The 20,167-nt window shown below is 45.1% G+C and carries 14 protein-coding genes; 12 read left to right on the top strand and 2 right to left on the bottom strand.

Annotated elements, in window-relative coordinates:
- Positions 1-25 precede the first annotated feature (25 nt).
- From ACOSVP_RS07650 to ACOSVP_RS07640, 3 genes are all read left to right on the top strand, one after another.
- Complete coding sequence (locus tag ACOSVP_RS07650) at positions 26-4,393, top strand: PAS domain S-box protein (RefSeq protein ID WP_487346905.1); 4,368 nt, start codon at positions 26-28, stop codon at positions 4,391-4,393.
- Positions 4,393-5,313 carry a diguanylate cyclase domain-containing protein gene (locus ACOSVP_RS07645; RefSeq protein ID WP_487346904.1) on the top strand — a complete coding sequence of 307 codons (921 nt, stop codon included), beginning with the start codon at positions 4,393-4,395 and terminating at the stop codon, positions 5,311-5,313. Before ACOSVP_RS07650 ends, ACOSVP_RS07645 begins: the two co-directional genes overlap by 1 nt.
- 375 nt (positions 5,314-5,688) lie before the next feature.
- Entirely contained in the window at positions 5,689-7,644 is a 1,956-nt protein-coding gene (locus ACOSVP_RS07640) for a methyl-accepting chemotaxis protein (RefSeq protein WP_487346903.1), read from the top strand.
- 57 nt (positions 7,645-7,701) lie between these two features.
- On the opposite strand, the gene ACOSVP_RS07635 is transcribed toward ACOSVP_RS07640, so the two are convergent.
- Complete coding sequence (locus tag ACOSVP_RS07635; RefSeq protein ID WP_487346902.1) at positions 7,702-8,793, bottom strand: response regulator; 1,092 nt, start codon at positions 8,791-8,793, stop codon at positions 7,702-7,704.
- Positions 8,794-8,947: 154 nt separating this feature from the next.
- On the opposite strand from ACOSVP_RS07635, the gene ACOSVP_RS07630 reads away from it, so the two are divergent.
- The 4 genes from ACOSVP_RS07630 (at position 8,948) to ACOSVP_RS07615 (ending at position 14,191) form a co-directional block, all read left to right on the top strand.
- A complete protein-coding gene (locus tag ACOSVP_RS07630) occupies positions 8,948-9,493 on the top strand; it encodes a heme NO-binding domain-containing protein (protein ID WP_487346901.1) in 546 nt (181 codons plus the stop codon).
- Positions 9,490-11,841, top strand: coding sequence for a response regulator (locus tag ACOSVP_RS07625; protein ID WP_487346900.1), 2,352 nt, complete (start codon positions 9,490-9,492; stop codon positions 11,839-11,841). The genes ACOSVP_RS07630 and ACOSVP_RS07625 overlap by 4 nt, the downstream gene beginning before the upstream one ends.
- 58 nt (positions 11,842-11,899) lie before the next feature.
- The gene (locus ACOSVP_RS07620) at positions 11,900-13,153 is read left to right on the top strand and encodes an HD-GYP domain-containing protein (RefSeq protein WP_487346899.1); all 1,254 of its coding nucleotides are present in this window, start codon (positions 11,900-11,902) and stop codon (positions 13,151-13,153) included.
- 87 nt (positions 13,154-13,240) lie between these two features.
- Complete coding sequence (locus ACOSVP_RS07615; RefSeq protein ID WP_487346898.1) at positions 13,241-14,191, top strand: D-2-hydroxyacid dehydrogenase family protein; 951 nt, start codon at positions 13,241-13,243, stop codon at positions 14,189-14,191.
- Between the two features lie 94 nt (positions 14,192-14,285).
- Here the strand turns inward: ACOSVP_RS07615 and ACOSVP_RS07610 are convergent, their stop codons facing one another.
- On the bottom strand, positions 14,286-15,179 hold the full coding sequence (locus tag ACOSVP_RS07610; protein ID WP_487346897.1) for a LysR family transcriptional regulator: 894 nt from the start codon (positions 15,177-15,179) through the stop codon (positions 14,286-14,288).
- A 169-nt stretch (positions 15,180-15,348) separates the two neighbouring features.
- Between ACOSVP_RS07610 and ACOSVP_RS07605 the strand changes: the two genes are divergently transcribed.
- The 5 genes from ACOSVP_RS07605 (at position 15,349) to ACOSVP_RS07585 (ending at position 20,158) form a co-directional block, all read left to right on the top strand.
- Positions 15,349-16,362: a hydroxyacid dehydrogenase gene (locus ACOSVP_RS07605; protein ID WP_487346896.1), complete on the top strand. Its 1,014-nt coding sequence runs from the start codon at positions 15,349-15,351 to the stop codon at positions 16,360-16,362.
- A gap of 3 nt (positions 16,363-16,365) precedes the next feature.
- Entirely contained in the window at positions 16,366-17,043 is a 678-nt protein-coding gene (locus tag ACOSVP_RS07600) for an RraA family protein (RefSeq protein WP_487346895.1), read from the top strand.
- A 126-nt stretch (positions 17,044-17,169) separates the two neighbouring features.
- The gene (locus tag ACOSVP_RS07595; protein WP_487346894.1) at positions 17,170-18,123 is read left to right on the top strand and encodes a Bug family tripartite tricarboxylate transporter substrate binding protein; all 954 of its coding nucleotides are present in this window, start codon (positions 17,170-17,172) and stop codon (positions 18,121-18,123) included.
- Between the two features lie 64 nt (positions 18,124-18,187).
- Positions 18,188-18,646: a tripartite tricarboxylate transporter TctB family protein gene (locus tag ACOSVP_RS07590; RefSeq protein WP_487346893.1), complete on the top strand. Its 459-nt coding sequence runs from the start codon at positions 18,188-18,190 to the stop codon at positions 18,644-18,646.
- Between the two features lie 12 nt (positions 18,647-18,658).
- Positions 18,659-20,158 (top strand): tripartite tricarboxylate transporter permease, encoded by a 1,500-nt coding sequence (locus ACOSVP_RS07585; protein WP_487346892.1) that lies wholly within the window; start codon positions 18,659-18,661, stop codon positions 20,156-20,158.
- The last annotated feature ends 9 nt before the right edge of the window (positions 20,159-20,167 follow it).

The raw sequence follows: 20,167 nt of genomic DNA, 5'->3' as shown, positions 1-20,167 counted from the left end.
ATTGACTGGTTGCGGGAGAAGGGCGTTGAAGAGCATTGGCATCATTAAATATGTACTTGTTACGTTCTTATTAGTCGCCATATACGGCTTTGGCTACTCAATATATTTAGACAATTACGGTCAACTCTCAAAGCAAATCAAGTCATCATTGCAGCTTGAGGCAAATGCGCATACTGGGTTTATTTCTGCCAAGCTCGATGATTTAAAGGGCGATCTCTCTATTTTAAAGTCAACGCCTCCCATTCAAGGTATTCAGCGGGCTTTGCAACATCACAATAGTGATCCATTGGATTCCAGTACCACTGCTATGTGGCAAGGGCGACTCAGCTCAATTTTTCATACGTATCTAGATAGTCAGCCTAATATTCTACAAGTTCGTTATATTCACACTCAAAATGCATGGCAAGAGTTGGTCAATGTAGCACAGCAAAACGAATCCAATGTCACCCGCTTAGAAGTTGAGAAACAGAAGCAATTTATCCAAGAGGTTTTAAATTCGAACCTAGATCATGTGTTCATCTCTGGGCTAGTCAAAGCATCAAAAAATACACCAGCAAATCGACTGCTGATGGCGGTCAAAATCTTCGACCAAGAAGAGCGACTATTTGGTGTTCTTTTGATGGAAGTGAGTCTGCAACCAATTTTTGATCAACTCAAAGCAGAAATCAGTCCTGAGATTGGTTTAAATGTGCTTGATAGCCGTAATGGTCTGCTGTTGGCTTTGGCAGAAATACCCGCGGCGAGTAAAGGATTTTCAGATTTTATTGTGGATCAATTGACAGACTCCCATTATCTACATGGGCGGGCTTCGGTGCCACTCAACAAATCTGATTACATAAGCATAGTGCTTATTAATCAAGATCATACAGCGAGATTACATGCCTTCCTTGATGCTGTAACAACAATGGCAGCGTTGATTGTTTTATGTGTTGTTTTTCTGGTTATTTACTACTTACAAAAAAATAATATAAAGCAAAAGGCGGCGTTAGTTATCAATGAATCAAAGAATGCGGCCATCATCAAGAGTAGCCAAGATGCCATTGTTGGTGTGTCAATTGAAGGCATTATTAATAGTTGGAACTCCAGTGCTGAGCAAATGTTTGGTTACTATCCGGAAGAGGTCATCGGTCAAAAAAGTTCAGAGATCATATGGTCGCTCGGGCGTGAGAAAGATGAGAGTAAAATCCGCCAGCAACTACTTTCTGGTCAGAATATAAAACCCTACGAAACAACGCGAAAGCACAGGGACGGTCGTAATATTGATGTTTCTTTATCGGCATCTGCTATTCGAAACGAGCGTGGCGACATTGTCGGAGTATCCGAAATCATTCGTGATATGACTGAGCAGAAGGCCATCGCAAAGGAGTTGCATGACCTTAACGTATCACTACAAAAGCAAATCGAAGCAAGAACTCAAGAGCTACAAGAGTCATCTGCCCTGCAGGAGGCGATTCTAACCACGGGTGAGAACCTCGTGATTGCAACCGATCTTAACGGGGTTATTACTCATTTTAATCCTGCCGCAGAAAGCCTGTTGGGTTATGCCAAAGAAGAGGTGGTTGGTAAATGCACGCCAGCGCTTTTCCATGACGAAGCGGAAATTATGGTTCGGGCAAAAGAGCTCAGCGCCGAATTAAACATGCCGATTGAGCCAGGTTTTGATGTATTTGTTGTCAAAACACGGCTTGGCTTAAAAAATGAACATGAATGGACCTACATTACTCGATCAGGTGAGCGAGTCCCGGTCTATTTGTGTGCTTCGGCCTTTTATAATGATCGCGGTGAGATTACCGGTTATTTAGGCATGATTACCAATATCACAGAGCTAATTGAGCAACGTCAGCAATTGGTCGCTTTTAAGGACCAGCTTACGAAGGCATCAGAAATTGCAAACCTCGGTGTGTGGAGCTGGGATCTCAGTGATAACTCCATTTATTGGAACCCGAAAATGTATGAGATCTATGATATGGATAGCTCTATCCCAATCGAGTTCGATGCTTGGTCCAATATGGTGGTAGAAGAAGATCGAGAGCGGGCACTGAGCCATTTTCAGCAGCTAGTCAGTGGTGGCACCGAAGCCGACATCTTGTTTGATGTGATCACTCCTCAGGGAACACGTAAAACCATTCATGCGACAGCTTCCCTGGAAAGCAGCAACTATCACAATTCTGCGGCAGTCATTGGTATTAACCAAGATGTGAGTCAGCAGATCAGCTATGAGAATGCCTTAAAAGAAGCGAAGAACGCTGCGGACCTTGCGAACCGTACCAAGTCAGAGTTTGTCGCTAATATGAGTCATGAAATACGCACACCATTAAACGCCGTCATTGGTACTCTTGAGTTGATGCGACGTACCGGCCTAAATGATCTACAAAAAGATTACATTGATCGATCGGATAGTGCTGCGAAGACGTTGTTAGCGATATTGAATGACATTCTAGACTTTTCCAAAATGGAGGCGGGACGTCTCGAACTTGATCCTCAACCGTTTGTTTTAGCGGATTTGATCGAAGTGTTGGTGAGTATATTAATCGCCAGTAAAGGCGATAAGAACATTGAGTTAATCGTCGATCTTGACCCCAAACTGCCACATGAAATCGTTATGGATTCATTGCGCTTACAACAGGTAATTTTAAACCTTGCTGGTAATGCGCTGAAGTTTACCGCCCATGGTCAGGTGATTTTGAGATTCAAGGGTTCTCTTACATCAGAATTATTGGTTGAAGTGATTGATACAGGTATTGGCATTGAACCAGAGAAACAGCAACGTTTGTTTAAGGCCTTTAGTCAAGCGCAAGCTTCAACCGTGCGTCAGTACGGTGGCACAGGGCTTGGGTTAGTCATCAGCAAACGCCTAGTTGAGTTGATGGGCGGTAACCTGTCATTTCAAAGTGAACTTGGTCATGGCACGCAGTTTTACCTATCGATTCCTTATCAAACGCCTGAGAAACCTCTATCTAATACCTTTTGTTTATCGGCAAAATGCGTCTTACTACTGGCTCATAACGAAGATTTGGCAAAGGCCACTGCGCATGCGATTACAGTATTGGGTTGGCAGTCGATCGTCGCAGACAACTTGAGTGAGATGCTGGTTAAGTTACAAAACAGTGCCGACAATTCTACTCCTGTCGATATGATAATGATCGATGAGGGAATGATTGAAAATGAGAAAAATCCATTAAAAACAATCAATAACAAACTTGATGGCACTTGTTTTAAGGGAAAAATTGTTATTTTATCGAATGAATATGATGAGCTTGAGTCGCCAGAAGAAAATCCTATTTATTTAAGGAAGCCAGTAACAGCAAAACGCTTGGCAGAATCTTTACTGGAATTCCATCCTAGTCAGGATGAGCGCAGTGTGGTCGAAAAGCTAGAAACATTGCCTTTAAATGGATTAACGCTGCTGTTAGCGGAAGACAATGCCACCAACCAGCTGATTGCCAAGGAACTCTTGCAAGCAGAAGGGGCTAGGGTGGTTATCGCAAACAATGGCCAAGAGGCTGTTGATCTATTTGCTCGTAACCCGTTTGATTTAGTGCTGATGGACATTCAAATGCCGGTGATGGATGGTTATGACGCAGCCAAGGCGATTCGAGCAATGTCACAACAGACCCCCATTATTGCGATGACGGCCAATGCATTGACATCAGATCGCGAATTAGCCGAAGCAGCGGGTATGAATGCTCACGTAAGTAAACCCTTTCAAATTAAGCAACTTGTGGAGCTAATCTTGAAACATATTAATGCCACTAACGGAATAGAGAGCTGCGCTGCGAATTCAAATGCGCTCAGTCCACAGGATTCTGCACCAACACTGGATACGCAAGCGGCCTTGATAAGAATGGGCAACAATGTAGAGCTATATCACATATCACTGGAAGCTTTTTTGCGTGAATCGAAAGAGTTGATGGCTTCTATGCCACGGGAAATCGATGGGGATGACGATACCTTTGAATTGGCAAAAAGGCTGTTACATTCGTTAAAAGGTTCTGCCGCGGCGATTGGTGCGGAACACCTTAGTGGCGCTATGCTGGCACTGGAGAAAAAAGTAAAAGAAGGTGAAGTAACAGATTTTAGTGCTCAAATTGAGCAACTTGACACTCTTTACCATGAGGCTGTAGTTGCCATTCAATCTGTTTTAAACCAAAGTATTACAAGCGCTACGCATGTAGCCGATGAATACAGTCAAACGCCGAGCTTTTCCTTGGAGCAGTTGATTGCGCTACTGGAAAGTTCAAATATGCGTGCCACCAGTGTCTATGAGATGATGAAGGTACAGGCGAGTCCTGACGAGATAGCGGCGCTAGAACAGATAAAGGCTGCGATGCAGGCACTGGATTTTAAAGCCGCGGCCGCAGAACTACACAATTATATAAAAGGGTCACAGTAATGGAATTGTTCAATTTTAACTTGGCCGATGTGCTGGTAGTGGATGATCAAGCATCCAATATCCAGCTGATTTATCAAGTTTTGCACAATGACTATAACGTCTATATGGCTCGTTCCGGTGCTGAGGCGCTTGAGCTGATTAAGACTCGACGCCCGGATATTATTTTACTAGACGTGTATATGCCTGAATTGTCAGGTCTAGAGCTGTGCCGCATATTGAAGGCGGATCCGGTATACGCTGATATCCCAATTATATTTATTACGTCTTTTACGGAGCCTGAGCAGGAAGTCGAGTGCTGGGAAGCAGGTGGCGTGGATTTCGTACAGAAACCCATCAATCAGCTAACTCTTTCCAAGCGCGTAAAGGCCCACTTAACGCTTAAATTTCAAGCAGACGCTCTTAAGCGATCGGCAAATCTAGATGGGCTGACAGGAATTCATAATCGTCGTTACTTTGATGATCAGGGCGAAGCTTTGTTTTCGCACAGTCTGCAAACTCAAACTGCCATCAGCGTCGTGATGTTTGATATTGATTACTTCAAGAATTTTAATGATCGATATGGCCACCTGGCGGGAGATGATTGCTTGAAGGAAGTTTCTAATATTATGAAAACCACAATAGGTAAGGAGTTTAGAGTCTTTGCCCGCTACGGTGGTGAAGAGTTTATACTGGCAGTTTCTGGCACGTCTCTAGAAGAGCTTAAATCATTAATTGAATCAGTTTTCGAAGCGGTACATGCGCTAAAGATCCCTCACGAATCGTCCCAATGTAGTGACTATGTCACCTTAAGTGCTGGTGCTGTATTTTGCCAAAATCCTGAATCAATACAGTTAAAGCAACTGATTGAGCAAAGTGATGAGCTTTTATATGAGGCTAAAGCACAGGGCCGAAATAGTATGGTGATTAAATCATTTAAATGAACTTATCAGTAATTTTTTAGTTCCATGATTGGTATTTAGTTAAAGCGTAATCCTTAGGGTTTATGTCTCGAGGATAAAATTTTACATTAAGGTTTTCTAAATCAATCCTTGTTAAAACAATCACTCCGAATAGCTCCTTTAATAACCAGCCAAAAATTAGAAATTAGCTGACCCTAATGTAATTGTGTTAGTTGACATATCTCTAGTTATTTGAAATCACCCATGATAATTTTGTCAGGAATTAGTCAATGGAATGACTCTCTCCTCACTGAAGAATAGGCGAATGCTTATTCCTTTGACTCACCTTTGCCATTAGGAATTAACGCGGTCAGTGCATATCTCTGCAAGGGCTAATGTTAGGATAGGGAGTTGAATATGGAATTTTGGCATCGTTTAGGTTTACGAACACGTTTTTATCTTGTGGTTGCACTCATACTACTGGCTCAGCTGGTAATCGTTATGACGGCCCAAGCCATCCTTTCCAGTCAAGATCGACTGGAACGTCTTGAAAATTATGAACTTCCATTAGCCCTAGAAGGCATTGGCAGCGGCATTCAAGCTGAGCTTAACATCATGATTGCAGGTTCACAGGCCTTAGCAAACAACCCAACTATCATCCAATGGGTGCAAGATGGGATGCCAGAAAGTGAATTCGATCTAGTGTCAAAAACGATGGTGAAAACCCAGTCTTCAATCGGAGCCTTGGGGGTGTTTCTTGCCGCTAATAATGGCCAGAAAATGGTGTATTACCATTACGAAGACGGTAAATTGCACGGCCGAGCATTAGAAAAGTCCAATAGCGATGATAGTTGGTATTTTGATTATTTAAGCCGTCATGCTGCTTATGAATTGAACTTGGATTCCAATGATTTCAGTGGCAACGCGTTACGCATGTTTATTAACTATTCAAGTGTTGAGCATAACTCAGCAGGCAGCCCCTATTTAATTGCGGGTGGTGTTATGGATTTGGCAGCCATTGCCAAGTTGATTCAGTCTTATCAAATTGGTTCCAACGGTACCGTGATGATGGTCGGCGCGGATGGTCATGTTGATGTTAGTCCTGAAAACAGCCGAACAGAGCTTAATTTAAGTCAAGACCCTGTGATTGCCCCTTTGATTGCGAAGCCAAGCGAAGCTGTTCAAGTCATTGAAGGGAATTGGCAAGGAAATAATAGTTACATTGCCAGCTACTGGATTCCGAGTTTACAGCGTTACATCGTAGCCACAGTGCCAACCAGTGACATTACCGCAGACATTCGAGACAACCAAACAGTTATCTTCATCTTGGCGTCCGTGTTGTTAGCTGTGGCGCTTATGGTTTTATATCCGGTAACAGGGGCGTTGATTCGACCTGTGGTTCGGTTGCGTCAGCAGATTAGCCAAGTTTCAGAATCACTGGATTTGTCGATGACCTTTAGTACTCGAGATCGTGCTGAGATTGGCGATTTGTGTGTGCAATTGTCGCAGTTAATGGAGCGTTTGCGTCTGACCATGAAAGAAGTAGCTTTGGTGTCGGATGAAACTGAGAATCTGTCTTCGCAACTGGAAGTTGGAGCACAAACGACGACGCAATCTTTCCATGAGCAGCAAGCTGCTCTCGCGCAAATCTCAGCCACGATGGAAGGCATAGCGGTGCAAGTCTCTTATATTGCAAACTCTGCCCGAGACGCAGGGGAGCAATCCCAAGAAGGGCGTCAGATATTAGATCAGTCCGTTAAGCAATTGCAGATGAGCGTTAATGCGATTGAAAACTTGCAAGCGGAAATGACCTCTAATCGTGAAGAAATGGGCGTATTGCAGCATCATGGAGATGAGATACTCGAAGTGTTGGATGTGATTCGTGGCATCTCAGAACAGACGAATCTATTAGCGTTGAATGCCGCGATTGAAGCCGCCCGTGCGGGTGAGCATGGACGAGGTTTCTCGGTAGTGGCGGACGAAGTGCGTCAACTAGCGCTTCGTACATCGAATTCAACCACTAACATTCAAGGTATGATTGATAGTCTACGTGGTGCGACGCAACGCATGGCGGATCAAATGCAAAACAGCGCGAGTATTACTGAGAATGGTTTGTCTGGGCTACGTGATACGCGCACTAAGTTGGATGAGATGAGTGTTCAGCTGGGGGTGGTATTTGATATGAATGCTCAAATCGCTAAGAGTACACAGGATCAAGAACTTTCGATCAGTGAAGTCCATGAAGGTCTACAAGCCTTATCACAGCAGGGCGAGCACGCCTCAAGTATGGCGGATCAATCTAGCTCTGCGACCCGTAATTTACGAGATCGTATGGGAACGTTAAGGCAACAAATGAAGGTCTTTACGTTCTAAAAAATTAATATGCATAAAAAAACCGCCTTCGGGCGGTTTTTTTATGGAAATCATAGTTTAGTCTTTAAATTCTTCTGCAATGGCTTGGAATTGGCTTTCCATATTGAGGAAGGCATCGACTACTTTCGGGTCAAAATGCTTACCTTTGCCCTCTAAAATAATTTCTTTGGCTTTTTCATGGGAAAAAGCTGGTTTGTAAACTCGAGCACAAATTAGCGCGTCATAAACATCGGCCAACGCCATAATGCGGCCAGAAATCGGTATATCCTCTCCCTTTAAGCCTTTTGGATAGCCTGATCCATCCCATTTTTCATGGTGTGTTTCTGAAATTTCTCGGGCATAACGTAAGAATTCTGTTTCGTTATTTCCAACCGCCGCTTGCGCTGCTCGCAACGCTTGAGCGCCTAATGAAGCATGGCTTTTCATAATCACAAATTCGTCTGCTTCGAGTTTGCCAGGCTTGAGCAAAATACTGTCTGGGATGCCAACTTTACCAATATCGTGCAGTGGTGCTGAACGAAACATCAAATCGATGTTTTCCTTAGTCAACTCATCTAGGTGATAGCCATTTTGCATCAGATTATCAGCCAATGTTTTCACATAATATTGCGTGCGGCGGATATGATTGCCAGTCTCGTTGTCTCGAGTTTCAGCTAACGAAGCCAGAGCATGAATTGTAACGTTTTGTGTTAAATACACTTCACGAGTACGCTCGGCTACGATTTGTTCTAAGGCTTTGTTTTGATTTTCTAATGATGACTGAGCGTCACGTAACTGCAGGACGTTGCGGACTCGCGTCAAGACAATGGCAGGGGAAAAGGGTTTGGTGATGTAGTCAATCGCACCTAGCTGTAGGCCTTTCTCTTCATCATTAAACTCACTCATCGCGGAAACAAAGATAATGGGAATGTCTTTGGTTTCTTCGCGCTGTTTAAGGATCTGACACAGCTCATAGCCGTCCATATCTGGCATCATGATGTCGAGTAGAATTAAATCAGGTTTAACAACGTTCTCAATGCGTTCGATGGCTTGTTTGCCATTTTTGGCAACGATCACGCGATAATTGTCTTTTAAAGTACCTGATAAAACAGTGATATTGGCAGGTTCGTCGTCCACCACCAAGATGGTCTTTAAGCCCTGTTCATTCATGTCCATTCCTCTTTGAATCTGCCCGTTGCAATTGATGCCAGTTACAACGATTAACAGTTTATTAACTCTAATGCTATAGCAAAACTACGACCATGTGTTAGCTTGATTAAGTGCTGTTTCGTTAACAAGATGTAATCAATATGTGAGGGAATTCATGCTTGGCGTAGTCTATATTCAGTTTATGGAAATGATTAAAGAAACGTTTTCCGAAGACGTTTTGGATGACTTATTAGATGATCCAACCTTGAGTACTGGCGGGGCGTACACCTCGGTTGGTTATTATGAACACACGGATATTATCAAGTTGGTGGTGGCACTAAGCAAAAAAACCAATATTCCCGTGGATGATCTAGTGGAAGCTTTTGGTAAGCATTTGTTTTCAGCGTTAATTTCTAAATATCCGATGCTTGTAGCAGATAAAGATAGTGCCTTAGACATGCTTGAGTCGGTGGATAACTCTATCCATGTCGAAGTTCGTAAATTATACCCTAATGCAGAGTTGCCGGAGTTTAAGTGTACTCGCATAGATTCTTCAAAGTTACACATGGAGTATCGCTCGAAGCGGCCTTTCTCAATATTGGCGCTTGGGCTAATCAAGGGCTGTGCTGAATATTTTAATGAGCAGCTAGAGATTTCGTATCAGAACCTTGATTCGGATGAGCTGTATGAAACACATTTTGAGATCGAAAAACTTTCATGACGGACTTGGAAGAACGATTAAAGCGCCGTTTAGAGCGAGAACAACGTTCTCGTCTCGAAGCGGAAACTTTGCTGGAGGCCAAAGCCAGCGAGCTCTATGAGCTCAATACACACTTGCAAGAAATGGTGCTTAAGCAAGAGGAACTTGTGAAAGAGCGAACCAAGGAATTGCAGGAGGCGCTGGAGGCTGCGGAAAACGCGAACCGGCACAAGGGCTATTTCTTGGCCAATATGAGCCATGAAATACGCACGCCAATGAATGGTATTATCGGATTAAGCCATCTGCTTCAAGATACTTCCCTCGAACCACAGCAGCGTGACTATTTGAATAAGATCCAGGCGTCAGCGAGCAGCCTGTTGGTGATTATTAATGACATTCTAGACTTCTCGAAAATTGAATCAGGTCAATTACAAATGGATCCACAGGAGTTTCGCTTGGATCATGTATTGCGAGATGTCTACGATGTGAACCATCTCAATGCTTTCAAGAAGGGCATTGAGTTGGTGTTTGATTATGACTTTAACTTACCTCGAACCATGCTTGGGGACTCGGTACGTATTAGTCAGGTATTAACTAATTTGGTTAATAACGCGATAAAGTTTACCAGTCAGGGCTGTGTGTTCGTGAGTGTTCGCATGATCGAGCAAATGGAAGATAAGGTCAGTTTTGAAGTGCAGGTCAGGGATACTGGTATAGGTATGAGCCCAGTTGTGCTGAAAAGCTTATTTCAGCCCTTTACCCAAGCGGATGCTTCCACCAGCCGAAGTTATGGTGGTACGGGATTAGGTTTATCCATTTGTAAGCAATTAGTAGATATTATGTCTGGCTCGTTAGCAGTGCAAAGTGAGCCAGACGTTGGTTCGGTGTTTACCTTGCAACTGACCTTACCTATTGCCAGCACAGTTGATAGCAAATTAGCACTCGATGGGGTGAGTAAGCTGAGTCTTTTTGCAAAGGACGCCTCATTGCCGAATTTGTTTTATGGCTTGCGTGCCGATCTGGTGTACGTAGCATCCACAGATACGGCAATGGTTGATGATCAGGCCTTAACGGATTGCCAATTACACGTTGTCGATGCCCGTGGCATCAGAGTAGCTGAGGTGGATGCTTGGCTATCACGCTTACACCACGCTTCTTCAGAATCGGGGGTGATCATTATAACGAGCCAAGCGGAAAAGCTTAGGCTGCGGAACAAGTTTGAAAGAGAGCTTCATTTTCTCACCCATTTACGGACTCCAGAAGGATTGCTCAGGTCAGTCACTAACTATTTGTCCACTGCCGAGCAGGTTGTGGTGGGAGGCTCTTCTCAACAAGAATCCAAGGTGCTTTTTGGTAAGAAAATACTGATTGCCGAAGACAACCCGATCAACATGATGATTGCTACGGGCCTGATCGAAAAAATGGGTTTTGAAGTGGTTAGTGCCACAAATGGTGCAGAAGCCTTATCAGCACTCGCAGAGCATGACATCAGTTTGGTATTGATGGATTTACAAATGCCGGTGATGGATGGTTTTAAGGCGACCCATGAGATTCGCAAGCTACCACAATATAAAGACTTACCAATTATCGCTTTAACGGCTCATGCCATGGTGGGGGACAGTGATCGAAGCATCAAAGCCGGTATGAATGATCATTTGACCAAACCCATCGACCCAGCAGAGCTCAAAGAAGTGCTACTGAAATGGTGTATCTCTTCCCGTAAAACGGTGATAGGTAACGCAGCTCAAACTGCAGAAACTGCTGTACCAGAAATGCTACCGGGGTTGAGTTTACGTTCTGCTCTGAAGCGTATCCCTGGCGGTTTACCGCAATATCTAGATTTGTGGGGGCGTTATAAACGTAAATATCCAGCACTTGTGAATCACATTAAAACCTTAACGCATGAAAAACAGCTTGATAGCCTACAGTTTGTGGGCCATGACTTGCACGGCATTTTCAGTAACCTAGGTGCGGTGAATCTAGTAGCCATTGCCAAACGGATTGAAAAAATAACCGATTTAAATGATCAGTATCTGCAAAGTGTGATACAGGACTTGCGTAACGGTTTAGAAGAGCTAGAACAGAGTTTATCAAGGTTACGCGATATGCAAGATCAGAAAAAACTCGAGCAGTCTTTTACTCAAGATGAAAGGTTAATTGGTCTATTACAACGCGTCGTGGACTTGTCTGAAGGTGGTGATGCAGATGCGCTTGAATGCTGTGCCGAACTTGCTCGTTATCAATTAGCGGATTCTTATCAATTACAGCTGAACCTGTTATTGCAGCAACTGGAAGATTACGATTTTTCGGAAGCGCTTCACTCAGCGAATCGACTATTAGATGACATTCGAGCCATAAGCGTTAAATAAGAAATTTGTTGCATCATCGCTTCTTATTTTCTTTGGATCAGTATTCTAAGGACTGTTTATGGACTTTGCTCGTCGTGCGTTGCAGCGCATTATTTTGACTGGTTTATTGATTAGCTTGGGGGCCGGTGCAATTGCTTGGTTTATGGCAGTTGAAAATGCTGAGCGAGAATCTGTCGACCTTGCCATGGACGTCACCCACGATACGATTCAGCATTTTGGCTTAGTGGCTGCCAAGCCTGAGCAAGTTGAACAGATAGCGGAGCAAGTCACACAAAGTCTGGTGCTGGATTGGTTTGATATCGTTGAACTCTATAATGCCCAAGGTGAGAAATTATCCGAGTCACTGACCCCAAGCGGTTCAAAGATCGAAGATGAACTGCCACATCACGATAAACCAGATACGTTAAAGCCAGCTTATGAAAGCATCACCACCTCAGAAGATGGTTGGGTGCTAAGAATTTTTGTGCCGATTGAAACGCAAGATTCCGGTATTTGGGGCTATATGGAAGGGGTTCGAGTTGTCCCTAGTTGGCAGCAAGCTGACATTCGCCATTACTCTCTAATGGTGGCTCTGCTGTCGATCGGTGCTGTCTGGTTGTGTGCGTTGGTGATTTACCCAACCATCGTGTATCTCAATCGTGAACATATACGACAGTCGAAAGAAATTCTAAAGGGCAACATCGATATGATGCTGGCCTTGGGCAAAGCCATTTCCTTACGTGACTCAGATACCGGTGCTCATAATTACCGCGTTGCCTGGATGGCGGTTGAGCTGGCTGAAAAAGCCGCTGTGGATACAGATCAGATTAAAGCATTGATATTGGGGAGTTATCTCCATGATGTCGGCAAAATTGCCATTTCAGATACGATTATGCTCAAGCCCAGTCGTTTAGATGAGAATGAAATGTCTATTATGAAAACCCATGTTGAAGAAGGTGTCAGCATGGTAGAGGGCATTAAATGGCTAGAGCCTGCGATTCCAGTGATTGGTTCGCATCACGAAAAGTGGGATGGCTCGGGTTATCCCAAGCAGTTATCGGGTGAGTCGATTCCTCTTAATGCCCGGATTTTCGCCATTGCCGATGTGTTTGATGCGCTTTGTTCCGAGCGCCCTTATAAGCAGCCTTTTAGTTATCAAGAAGCTTTTAATATCATCAAAGAGGGTCGCGGTAGTCACTTTGATCCGCATTTGGTGGATGTATTTGAAGAGCAGGCTAGACACTTCTATGATCGTCTAAAAGGCTTGGATGAAAGGCAATGTCACCAGCTAATGCAATTTAAGATAGATCGTTACTTCTTTGGGCTAAGTTAGTTAATCATGACGCCATAGAGCTATGTCATCTTACGATTAAACTGCTAGCATCATAAGTGAGGACACAGCAAAAAGGAGTGGTGTGCTATGAAGATCGCAGTGTTAGATGATTATCAAGATGTGGTGCGTAATTTACAGTGCTTCGATACTTTAGCGGGGCATGAGGTAATGGTATTAAATCATGCCTACGCCGAAGATACGTTAGTGCGTAAGTTGCATGACGTTGATGCGTTGGTATTGATTCGTGAACGCACCGTGATCACGGAATCCCTTCTAAAAAAACTCCCCAATCTAAAGTTAATCAGTCAAACGGGTAAGGTCAGTAATCATATTGATGTGGATTTATGTCAGCAATATGGCGTGACTGTTGTCGAAGGTGTGGGTTCTCCGGTGGCGCCGTCAGAGTTAACGTGGGCGCTGATTATGTCTGCCTCACGACATATTCCTACTTATTCAAATAATATGCGTGCTGATCAATGGCAGGACTCTGGTCAATTGGGGTTGGGTCGAACCCTCAAGGGCTTAACCATCGGCATCTGGGGCTACGGTAAAATCGGCCAGCAGATCGCTAAATATGCGAAAGCGTTTGATATGCATGTTTTAGTTTGGGGTAGTGAAGCCTCTAGGCAAAAAGCGCTAGAAGATGGCTATCGTGCTGCGGATTGTAAACAAAACTTTTTTAGCCATTCTGATGTGATCAGTTTGCATCTGCGTTTGAATGAAGCGACTCGTGGCTGTGTTAAGGCTGAAGATCTAGCGTTAATGAAAGAAGATGCCTTGTTCGTCAATACCAGTCGCGCGGAGTTAATCGAGACCTATGCGTTGTTTGAAGCCTTGCGTCATCACCCTCGACGTCAAGCCGCGCTGGATGTGTTTGATGTGGAGCCAGCACTGCTTGAAAACGAGCCCTTGCTAACGCTTGATAACGTCACCGCTACGCCGCACATTGGATATGTGGAGAAAAACAGCTACGAGCTCTATTTCAGTGTGGCTTTTGAAAATATCGTGAAATGGGCGGCGGCAAACTCTTCTGACTAAAGAAGAGTTTGAATGGGGCTTAAGCACAACTACACTGCAACAGCAGCGAAAGAGCTCTTATTTAAAGATATTAATCGTAAATATAGAGTTATATTTACTCATCTCTACGCTTCACACCGTAAAGGCCGCTATGGTTAGCCAAAATGTTGTGAAGCGTTTCTACTACTAATCCCCTAGGGCAGTTTTTGCGCTCTACAATGCCAATTTGACGTGTAAGTTGTGGATTGCCAAACGGAATGCGCTGTAAATCCCTAGCATCGGATTCCATCAATGCCACATGAGGGACCACGGAAATTCCTAGACCATGTCGAACACAGGTCAAAATGGTGCCAATCATATCAATCTCTGCCACATCGTTGGTGGTCACGCCCATGCGTGAAATTTCGGTATCAATCAAGTTCGCTAAAGGGACTGAGCTGCGAAATTTTATAAACGGTAGGCTACTGAGCATCTCTTTAGGCGTACCGACTTTGACACCCTTTGCGGCCACTATCCATAATGGCTCATTGAGGAATGGGCTCCAGCGCAAAGTCGGTGGGATGCCAACATGTTCGGCGATGATCGCCGCATCTAGGTGACCAGATTCCACATCGGATACTAGGTTGGTTGACAAACCGATGCGTAAATTAGTTTTTAAGAAAGGAAACTTGTTACGCATTTCTACCATGGCGGCAGGTAACAAGTTCACCGCACTGGAGCGAACGGAGCCAATCACCAAGGTGCCTGAGATACGATCGCCGCGCAGGGACGCTTTGGTATCCTCTTCCAAGCGCAGTATCTCGCTTGCCATCTCTAACACTTGTAAGCCTTGAGGCGTCAAGGCGGGCGGGCGGGTAGAGCGATCAAACAGTTCCACATCTAGCTCTTGTTCCAAGGCGGCAATCTGCTGTCCGACCGCAGCGGGCGTCAGGTTGACGTACTCTGCAGCTTTAGCAAAGGTGCCGTATTTTCGAACAGCGGCCAGCGATTTGAGTTGTCTTGTGTCCATAGATAAAGATTATCTTTATTTAAGCTAAAAAATTATTCGCTATCATAAAGAATATCTATCTCGTAGTCTATTTTCTATCAGGACGACATAAGTAATTTTTATTGTCATCCAATGATCTTGATTTGGTTGCCGCCAAGGCGTGATCTAACTAACAACGAATAAGAACAATATGACAACGAAAAATATTCTTGTGACTGGGCCAGCGCTTGCGCCTAGTGCTACACAATACCTAGCAGACAATGGTTACACACCTATCCATACTCCGCCGTACGCGGACAGTGAGACCATTGCTAACCTACTGCGTGAAACACAAGCGGTAGGAATCATTTCTCGAATGGGTCGCCTAGATGCAGACACTCTAGATGCGGGCCTTCCTCACTTAAAAGTCATTGCTAAGCACGGCGTTGGTGTCGACAACATCGATATCGAAGCGGCTGCAGAGCGTAATATTCCTGTGGTCGTTGCAACTGGTGCAAACGCGGTTTCTGTTGCTGAGCACACTATCGCTTTGATGCTATCCACTGTTAAGCGTGTTTTGCCACTTGATGACAGCCTACGCCAAGGTCGCTGGGAAAAACCAGGTTTCTCTGGCGTCGAGCTAGCGGGCAAAAACATGGGCTTGTTTGGCATGGGCGCCATTGCCCAAGCGACGGCGAAAATGGCAAAAGGTTTTGGCCTTAACCTGTTTGGCTACGATCCGTACGCCAGCGATGCGATGTTTGCTGAGCATGGCGTAACCCGTTGTGACAGCGTGGATGAGCTATTAGAAAAGAGCAATATCCTAAGTCTGCATTGTCCGCTGACAGAGCAAACGCGTGAGATCATTAACGCCGACAGCATTGCTAAGCTGCCGCAAGGTAGCTACATCGTCAACACAGCACGCGGTGGCTTGATTGATGAAGCTGCATTGGTCGCAGCGATTCATTCTGGTCATCTAGCGGGTGCTGGTCTTGATACCTTCGCGGTTGAGCCGCCAGCGGCTGATCATCCATTCCTAAAAGAGCCTGCTATTGTCGTGACACCACACATCGGTGGTGTGACAACAGAAGGCAGTACTCGAGTCAGCGTTGATGCAGCAGCAGGCGTTGTTGCCATTGCTGAAGGTCAATTGTTGCCCGCTCACCGAATTATTAACCGCAAATTGTTAGCCGAACCAGCGCAATTCATGCAGCAAGGAGAATAAGAAATGTCTATTGGTTTTCAAATCCTAAAACGTGAACGCAAAGCATCAGATGAACTGATCAAAGCCTTTACCGGTCTGCCAGTGGCAAACGTATCTGACTCAATGAACCGAGTGTTTGCTGCGGGTCCAACGCTTCGTCCAATGCACGCTTCAGGTGCCATGATTGGTTCTGCTATCACCGTTAAGTCACGTCCAGGCGACAACCTAATGCTTCACAAAGCCATCGATATGGCTGAACCCGGTGACATTATCGTAGTGGACGCGGGTGGTGATCTTAGTAACGCTCTAATGGGTGAGTTGATGCTAGCGCATGCCATTAACCGTGGTGTAGCAGGTTTTGTACTGAATGGTGCGATCCGTGATTTAGATGCTTTTGTTGAAACTAACTTGCCAACGTTTGCGGCAGGCGTTACGCACCGTGGTCCTTACAAAGATGGCCCAGGTGAAATCAACGTACCGATCAGCATTGATGGCATGGTGATTCACCCAGGTGACATCGTGATTGGTGACTGTGATGGTGTCTTGGCAGTGCCACTAGACCACGCAGAAGAGATTCTTGCGAGTACGATGGAAAAGCAAGACAAAGAAGTGAAACAAATGGCAGCGATCAAGGCACGTACTAACGATCGCAGCTGGGTTGACGCAGCATTGAAAGAAAAAGGCTGTAAATTCCCTGAATAATCATTAAGTTAAATAACTGCGTGATGTGAATGAGTCACGCAGTTAATCACCAATTTGAGTCTGAGCGGAGACTTAAATTTAAAGGGGAATACCCCAACTAAAACGCTAAATCTCAGGAGAAGACGCATGTTCAATTATAAAAAGAAAGCTGCGCTTATGAGTGCCTTGTTATTCGCATCGGGTGCTGCATTGGCTGATTACCCAGAAAAACCAATTACCCTAATTGTTGGTTTTGCTGCGGGTGGTGGTACAGATGTCATGGCGCGAAATGTTGTACCGTTTGTTGAGAAATACCTTGGCAATGACGCCAGCATCGTGGTGAAAAACGTCCCAGGTGCGAGTGGTCAGATCGGTATCACCGAGGTGGCACACTCAGATCCAGATGGTTACACCATTGGCACATACAACCTACCAGGTATGATGGCTCGTACCTTGGACCGTGAATCGAAGTACACGGCTGACAGTTTTACCTACCTTGCGAACATCGTTAACGATCCAAACGTAATCGTAACCTCTAAGAAAACTGGCATTACTACTGCTCAAGAGTTGATCGAAGCGGCCCAGAAAGCGCCTCGTTCTATCACGGTGGGGATGTCGAGTCTTGGCGGTGATGATCACCTAGGTCTGACTAAATTCCAAAACATCACTAATACACAGTTCACCATTATTCCATTTAAAGGCTCTTCAGCAGCTCGTACTGCCATCCTAGGTGGTCACGTTGCAGCAGGCGTTCTGAACATTTCAGAAGTGGCGGCCTTTAAAGATGAATTGAATGTGATCGGTGTGGCTCAATCTGAACGCTCGGAGTTCGCTCCTGAGGTGGCTACGTTCAAAGAGCAGGGTGTTGATTTCTTAAACGGTGCGATGCGTGGTTTTGTTGCCCCAGCGGGTCTTCCATCGGACGTGGAAGCAAAACTACTAGAAGCGTTTGAGAAAGCGGCGAATGATCCTGAGTTAATCGCAAAAATGAACGCCACTGCGAACCCTGTTGAAGCCTCTATCGGTGCAGACTTCAAACAGCTAAACAGTGACTTATACGATTTGGCAAAACAAGTGTGGGAAACCACTCCTTGGAAATAAAAGCTAACGGTGCGGGGTGAGTTTTTCCCGCACCATTTTTTTACCTTTTGTGAAGTGGCTTGTGATGAATAATAACAATACCAAACCATTGTTGCGGCCGATGATAGTAATTGCATTCTGCATTTTTATCGCATCCGCTGCGTTTCTTATCCCAGCATTAGAGCTAACGGGTAATGCATCTTTGCTACCGGTGGCTATGCTGATCGCTATGATGGTGCTTTCTGTCATTTTGGTTCTGTCTGACATCAAAAAGGCACGAAGCAATAAAGCATCCCAAAAACCTGCTCTTCAATCCCCTGGACGCGTATTCGGTGCGCTGTTGGCGGTCTTTCTATTCGTTACCTGTGTAGATTTTTTCGGTTTTTACTTAACCACAGCGATCTTCGTGCCGGTTGTTGCTTATCTGTTTGGTTGCCGTAGTCTAAAAATTCTTTTGGTATCTGATGTGATCGTTGTAGCAGGTATTTATCTGGTCTTTGGCATGGCAATGGCCAAAGATTTTCCAATGGGCTCGATTTGGTAAGGGTGACTGACTATGTATATGGAACTAATCTCAGCTCTACCGAGCGTGCTCACATTTGATAACTTTACCGCGATCGTTATTGGCGTTTTATCCGGTATCGCTGTCGGTGCCATGCCTGGTCTAAGTGCCACCATGGCGATTTCAGTATTGGTGCCTTTTACCTTTGGTCTAGATCCTCTAGTAGCCTTGGGTTTGATGGCAGGTATCTACAATGGCGCCATGTACGGCGGTGCCATTCCTGCTGTATTACTGCGTATTCCTGGTACGCCAGCGGCCGTGGCCACCAGTTTTGACGGTTATCCAATGGCGCAAAAAGGGCGTGGTGGTTTTGCTTTGCAAATCGCTGTGGTGTCTTCTGCCATCGGTGGTATCGCCAGTGCACTTGCACTGATGCTACTAGCGCCGCCATTGGCGAAAGTCACACTGCTATTTGGTCCATCGGAAGTCTTCTGGATCGCCGTATTTGGTCTATGTAGCATTATCTTCTTGCTCGGTGAAAGCCCGATCAAAGGTTTGATCAGTGCTTGTTTTGGTATTTTCGTATCCATGGTGGGTGCCGATCCAATCACCAGTGAAGACCGCTTTACCTTTGGTCAGCTTGAGTTACTTGACGGCATTAACATGGTCATTCTGCTAGTGGGTTTGTACGCGATGCCTCCGGTGATCGACTTGCTAGAACAACCGCTGGACACCAAAGCCGCTGGTAAAGCACTTAAAACGGAATCTCTGCTACGCAGTTTGCCGAAAATGTTCCGCTTCTGGAAAACTTGGTTGCGCTCTTCTTTGATCGGTATCTGGATTGGTATTTTGCCAGGTGCAGGCGGTTCGATGGCGGCGTTTATGTCTTACAACGAAGCGCGTCGTGCCAGCAATAATCCTAGCGAATGGGGTGAAGGTGAGCCAGAAGGTGTGGCAGCATCGGAAACAGCGAACAACGCCGACACGGCTTCCGCGTTAATTCCTGCCTTAACGTTAGGTATCCCTGGTACCGCAGTGGCGGCAGTAATGCTAGGTGGTCTGTTGGTACATGGTCTGCAACCGGGTCCAATGCTGTTCCGTGATAACCCTGACATTGTGTTTGGCTTCATGTGGCAGTTCCTATTTGGTGCCATCCTGCTGATTTTCTTAGGTGGTTCATTAGCAACCAACAGTTTTGCTCATCTATTGAAACTACCTCGTCCAGTGTTGGGCGCCATCATCATCGTATTGATGTTCATCGGTGTGTACTCGATTAACGAGCGTATGTTCGATGTGTATTTGATGCTTGGTTTTGGTCTGATCGGCTATGTCATGGACAAATTCAAATTCCCACTACCACCTGTGGTGCTGGGTTTGATTTTAGGAGGCTTTGCCGAAGAGAACCTACGTCTAACGCTATTGATTGGTCAAGGCCAATGGTCTGCCTTGTTTGCCAACACAACTAGCTTAGTGTTGGTGGCCATGACGGTCGCGGTGGTGGTTGGTCCTATGATCAAACGTCGCGTGATGAAGGCTCGTCAGTCGAAAGGCTAATGGGCAGAG

The organism is Marinomonas sp. HM11-D, from assembly GCF_057626615.1.
This window is presented reverse-complemented; position numbering and strand designations above follow the sequence as displayed.

Bases quoted from the DNA above. Each gene is read 5' to 3' on its own strand.
- ACOSVP_RS07585 (WP_487346892.1), top strand. From the start codon at position 18,659: ATGTATATGGAACTAATCTCAGCTCTACCGAGCGTGCTCACATTTGAT.
- ACOSVP_RS07625 (WP_487346900.1), top strand. From the start codon at position 9,490: ATGACGGACTTGGAAGAACGATTAAAGCGCCGTTTAGAGCGAGAACAA.
- ACOSVP_RS07645 (WP_487346904.1), top strand. From the start codon at position 4,393: ATGGAATTGTTCAATTTTAACTTGGCCGATGTGCTGGTAGTGGATGAT.
- ACOSVP_RS07595 (WP_487346894.1), top strand. From the start codon at position 17,170: ATGTTCAATTATAAAAAGAAAGCTGCGCTTATGAGTGCCTTGTTATTC.
- ACOSVP_RS07640 (WP_487346903.1), top strand. From the start codon at position 5,689: ATGGAATTTTGGCATCGTTTAGGTTTACGAACACGTTTTTATCTTGTG.
- ACOSVP_RS07635 (WP_487346902.1), bottom strand. From the start codon at position 8,793: ATGAATGAACAGGGCTTAAAGACCATCTTGGTGGTGGACGACGAACCT.
- ACOSVP_RS07600 (WP_487346895.1), top strand. From the start codon at position 16,366: ATGTCTATTGGTTTTCAAATCCTAAAACGTGAACGCAAAGCATCAGAT.
- ACOSVP_RS07605 (WP_487346896.1), top strand. From the start codon at position 15,349: ATGACAACGAAAAATATTCTTGTGACTGGGCCAGCGCTTGCGCCTAGT.
- ACOSVP_RS07590 (WP_487346893.1), top strand. From the start codon at position 18,188: ATGAATAATAACAATACCAAACCATTGTTGCGGCCGATGATAGTAATT.
- ACOSVP_RS07610 (WP_487346897.1), bottom strand. From the start codon at position 15,179: ATGGACACAAGACAACTCAAATCGCTGGCCGCTGTTCGAAAATACGGC.
- ACOSVP_RS07630 (WP_487346901.1), top strand. From the start codon at position 8,948: ATGCTTGGCGTAGTCTATATTCAGTTTATGGAAATGATTAAAGAAACG.
- ACOSVP_RS07615 (WP_487346898.1), top strand. From the start codon at position 13,241: ATGAAGATCGCAGTGTTAGATGATTATCAAGATGTGGTGCGTAATTTA.
- ACOSVP_RS07620 (WP_487346899.1), top strand. From the start codon at position 11,900: ATGGACTTTGCTCGTCGTGCGTTGCAGCGCATTATTTTGACTGGTTTA.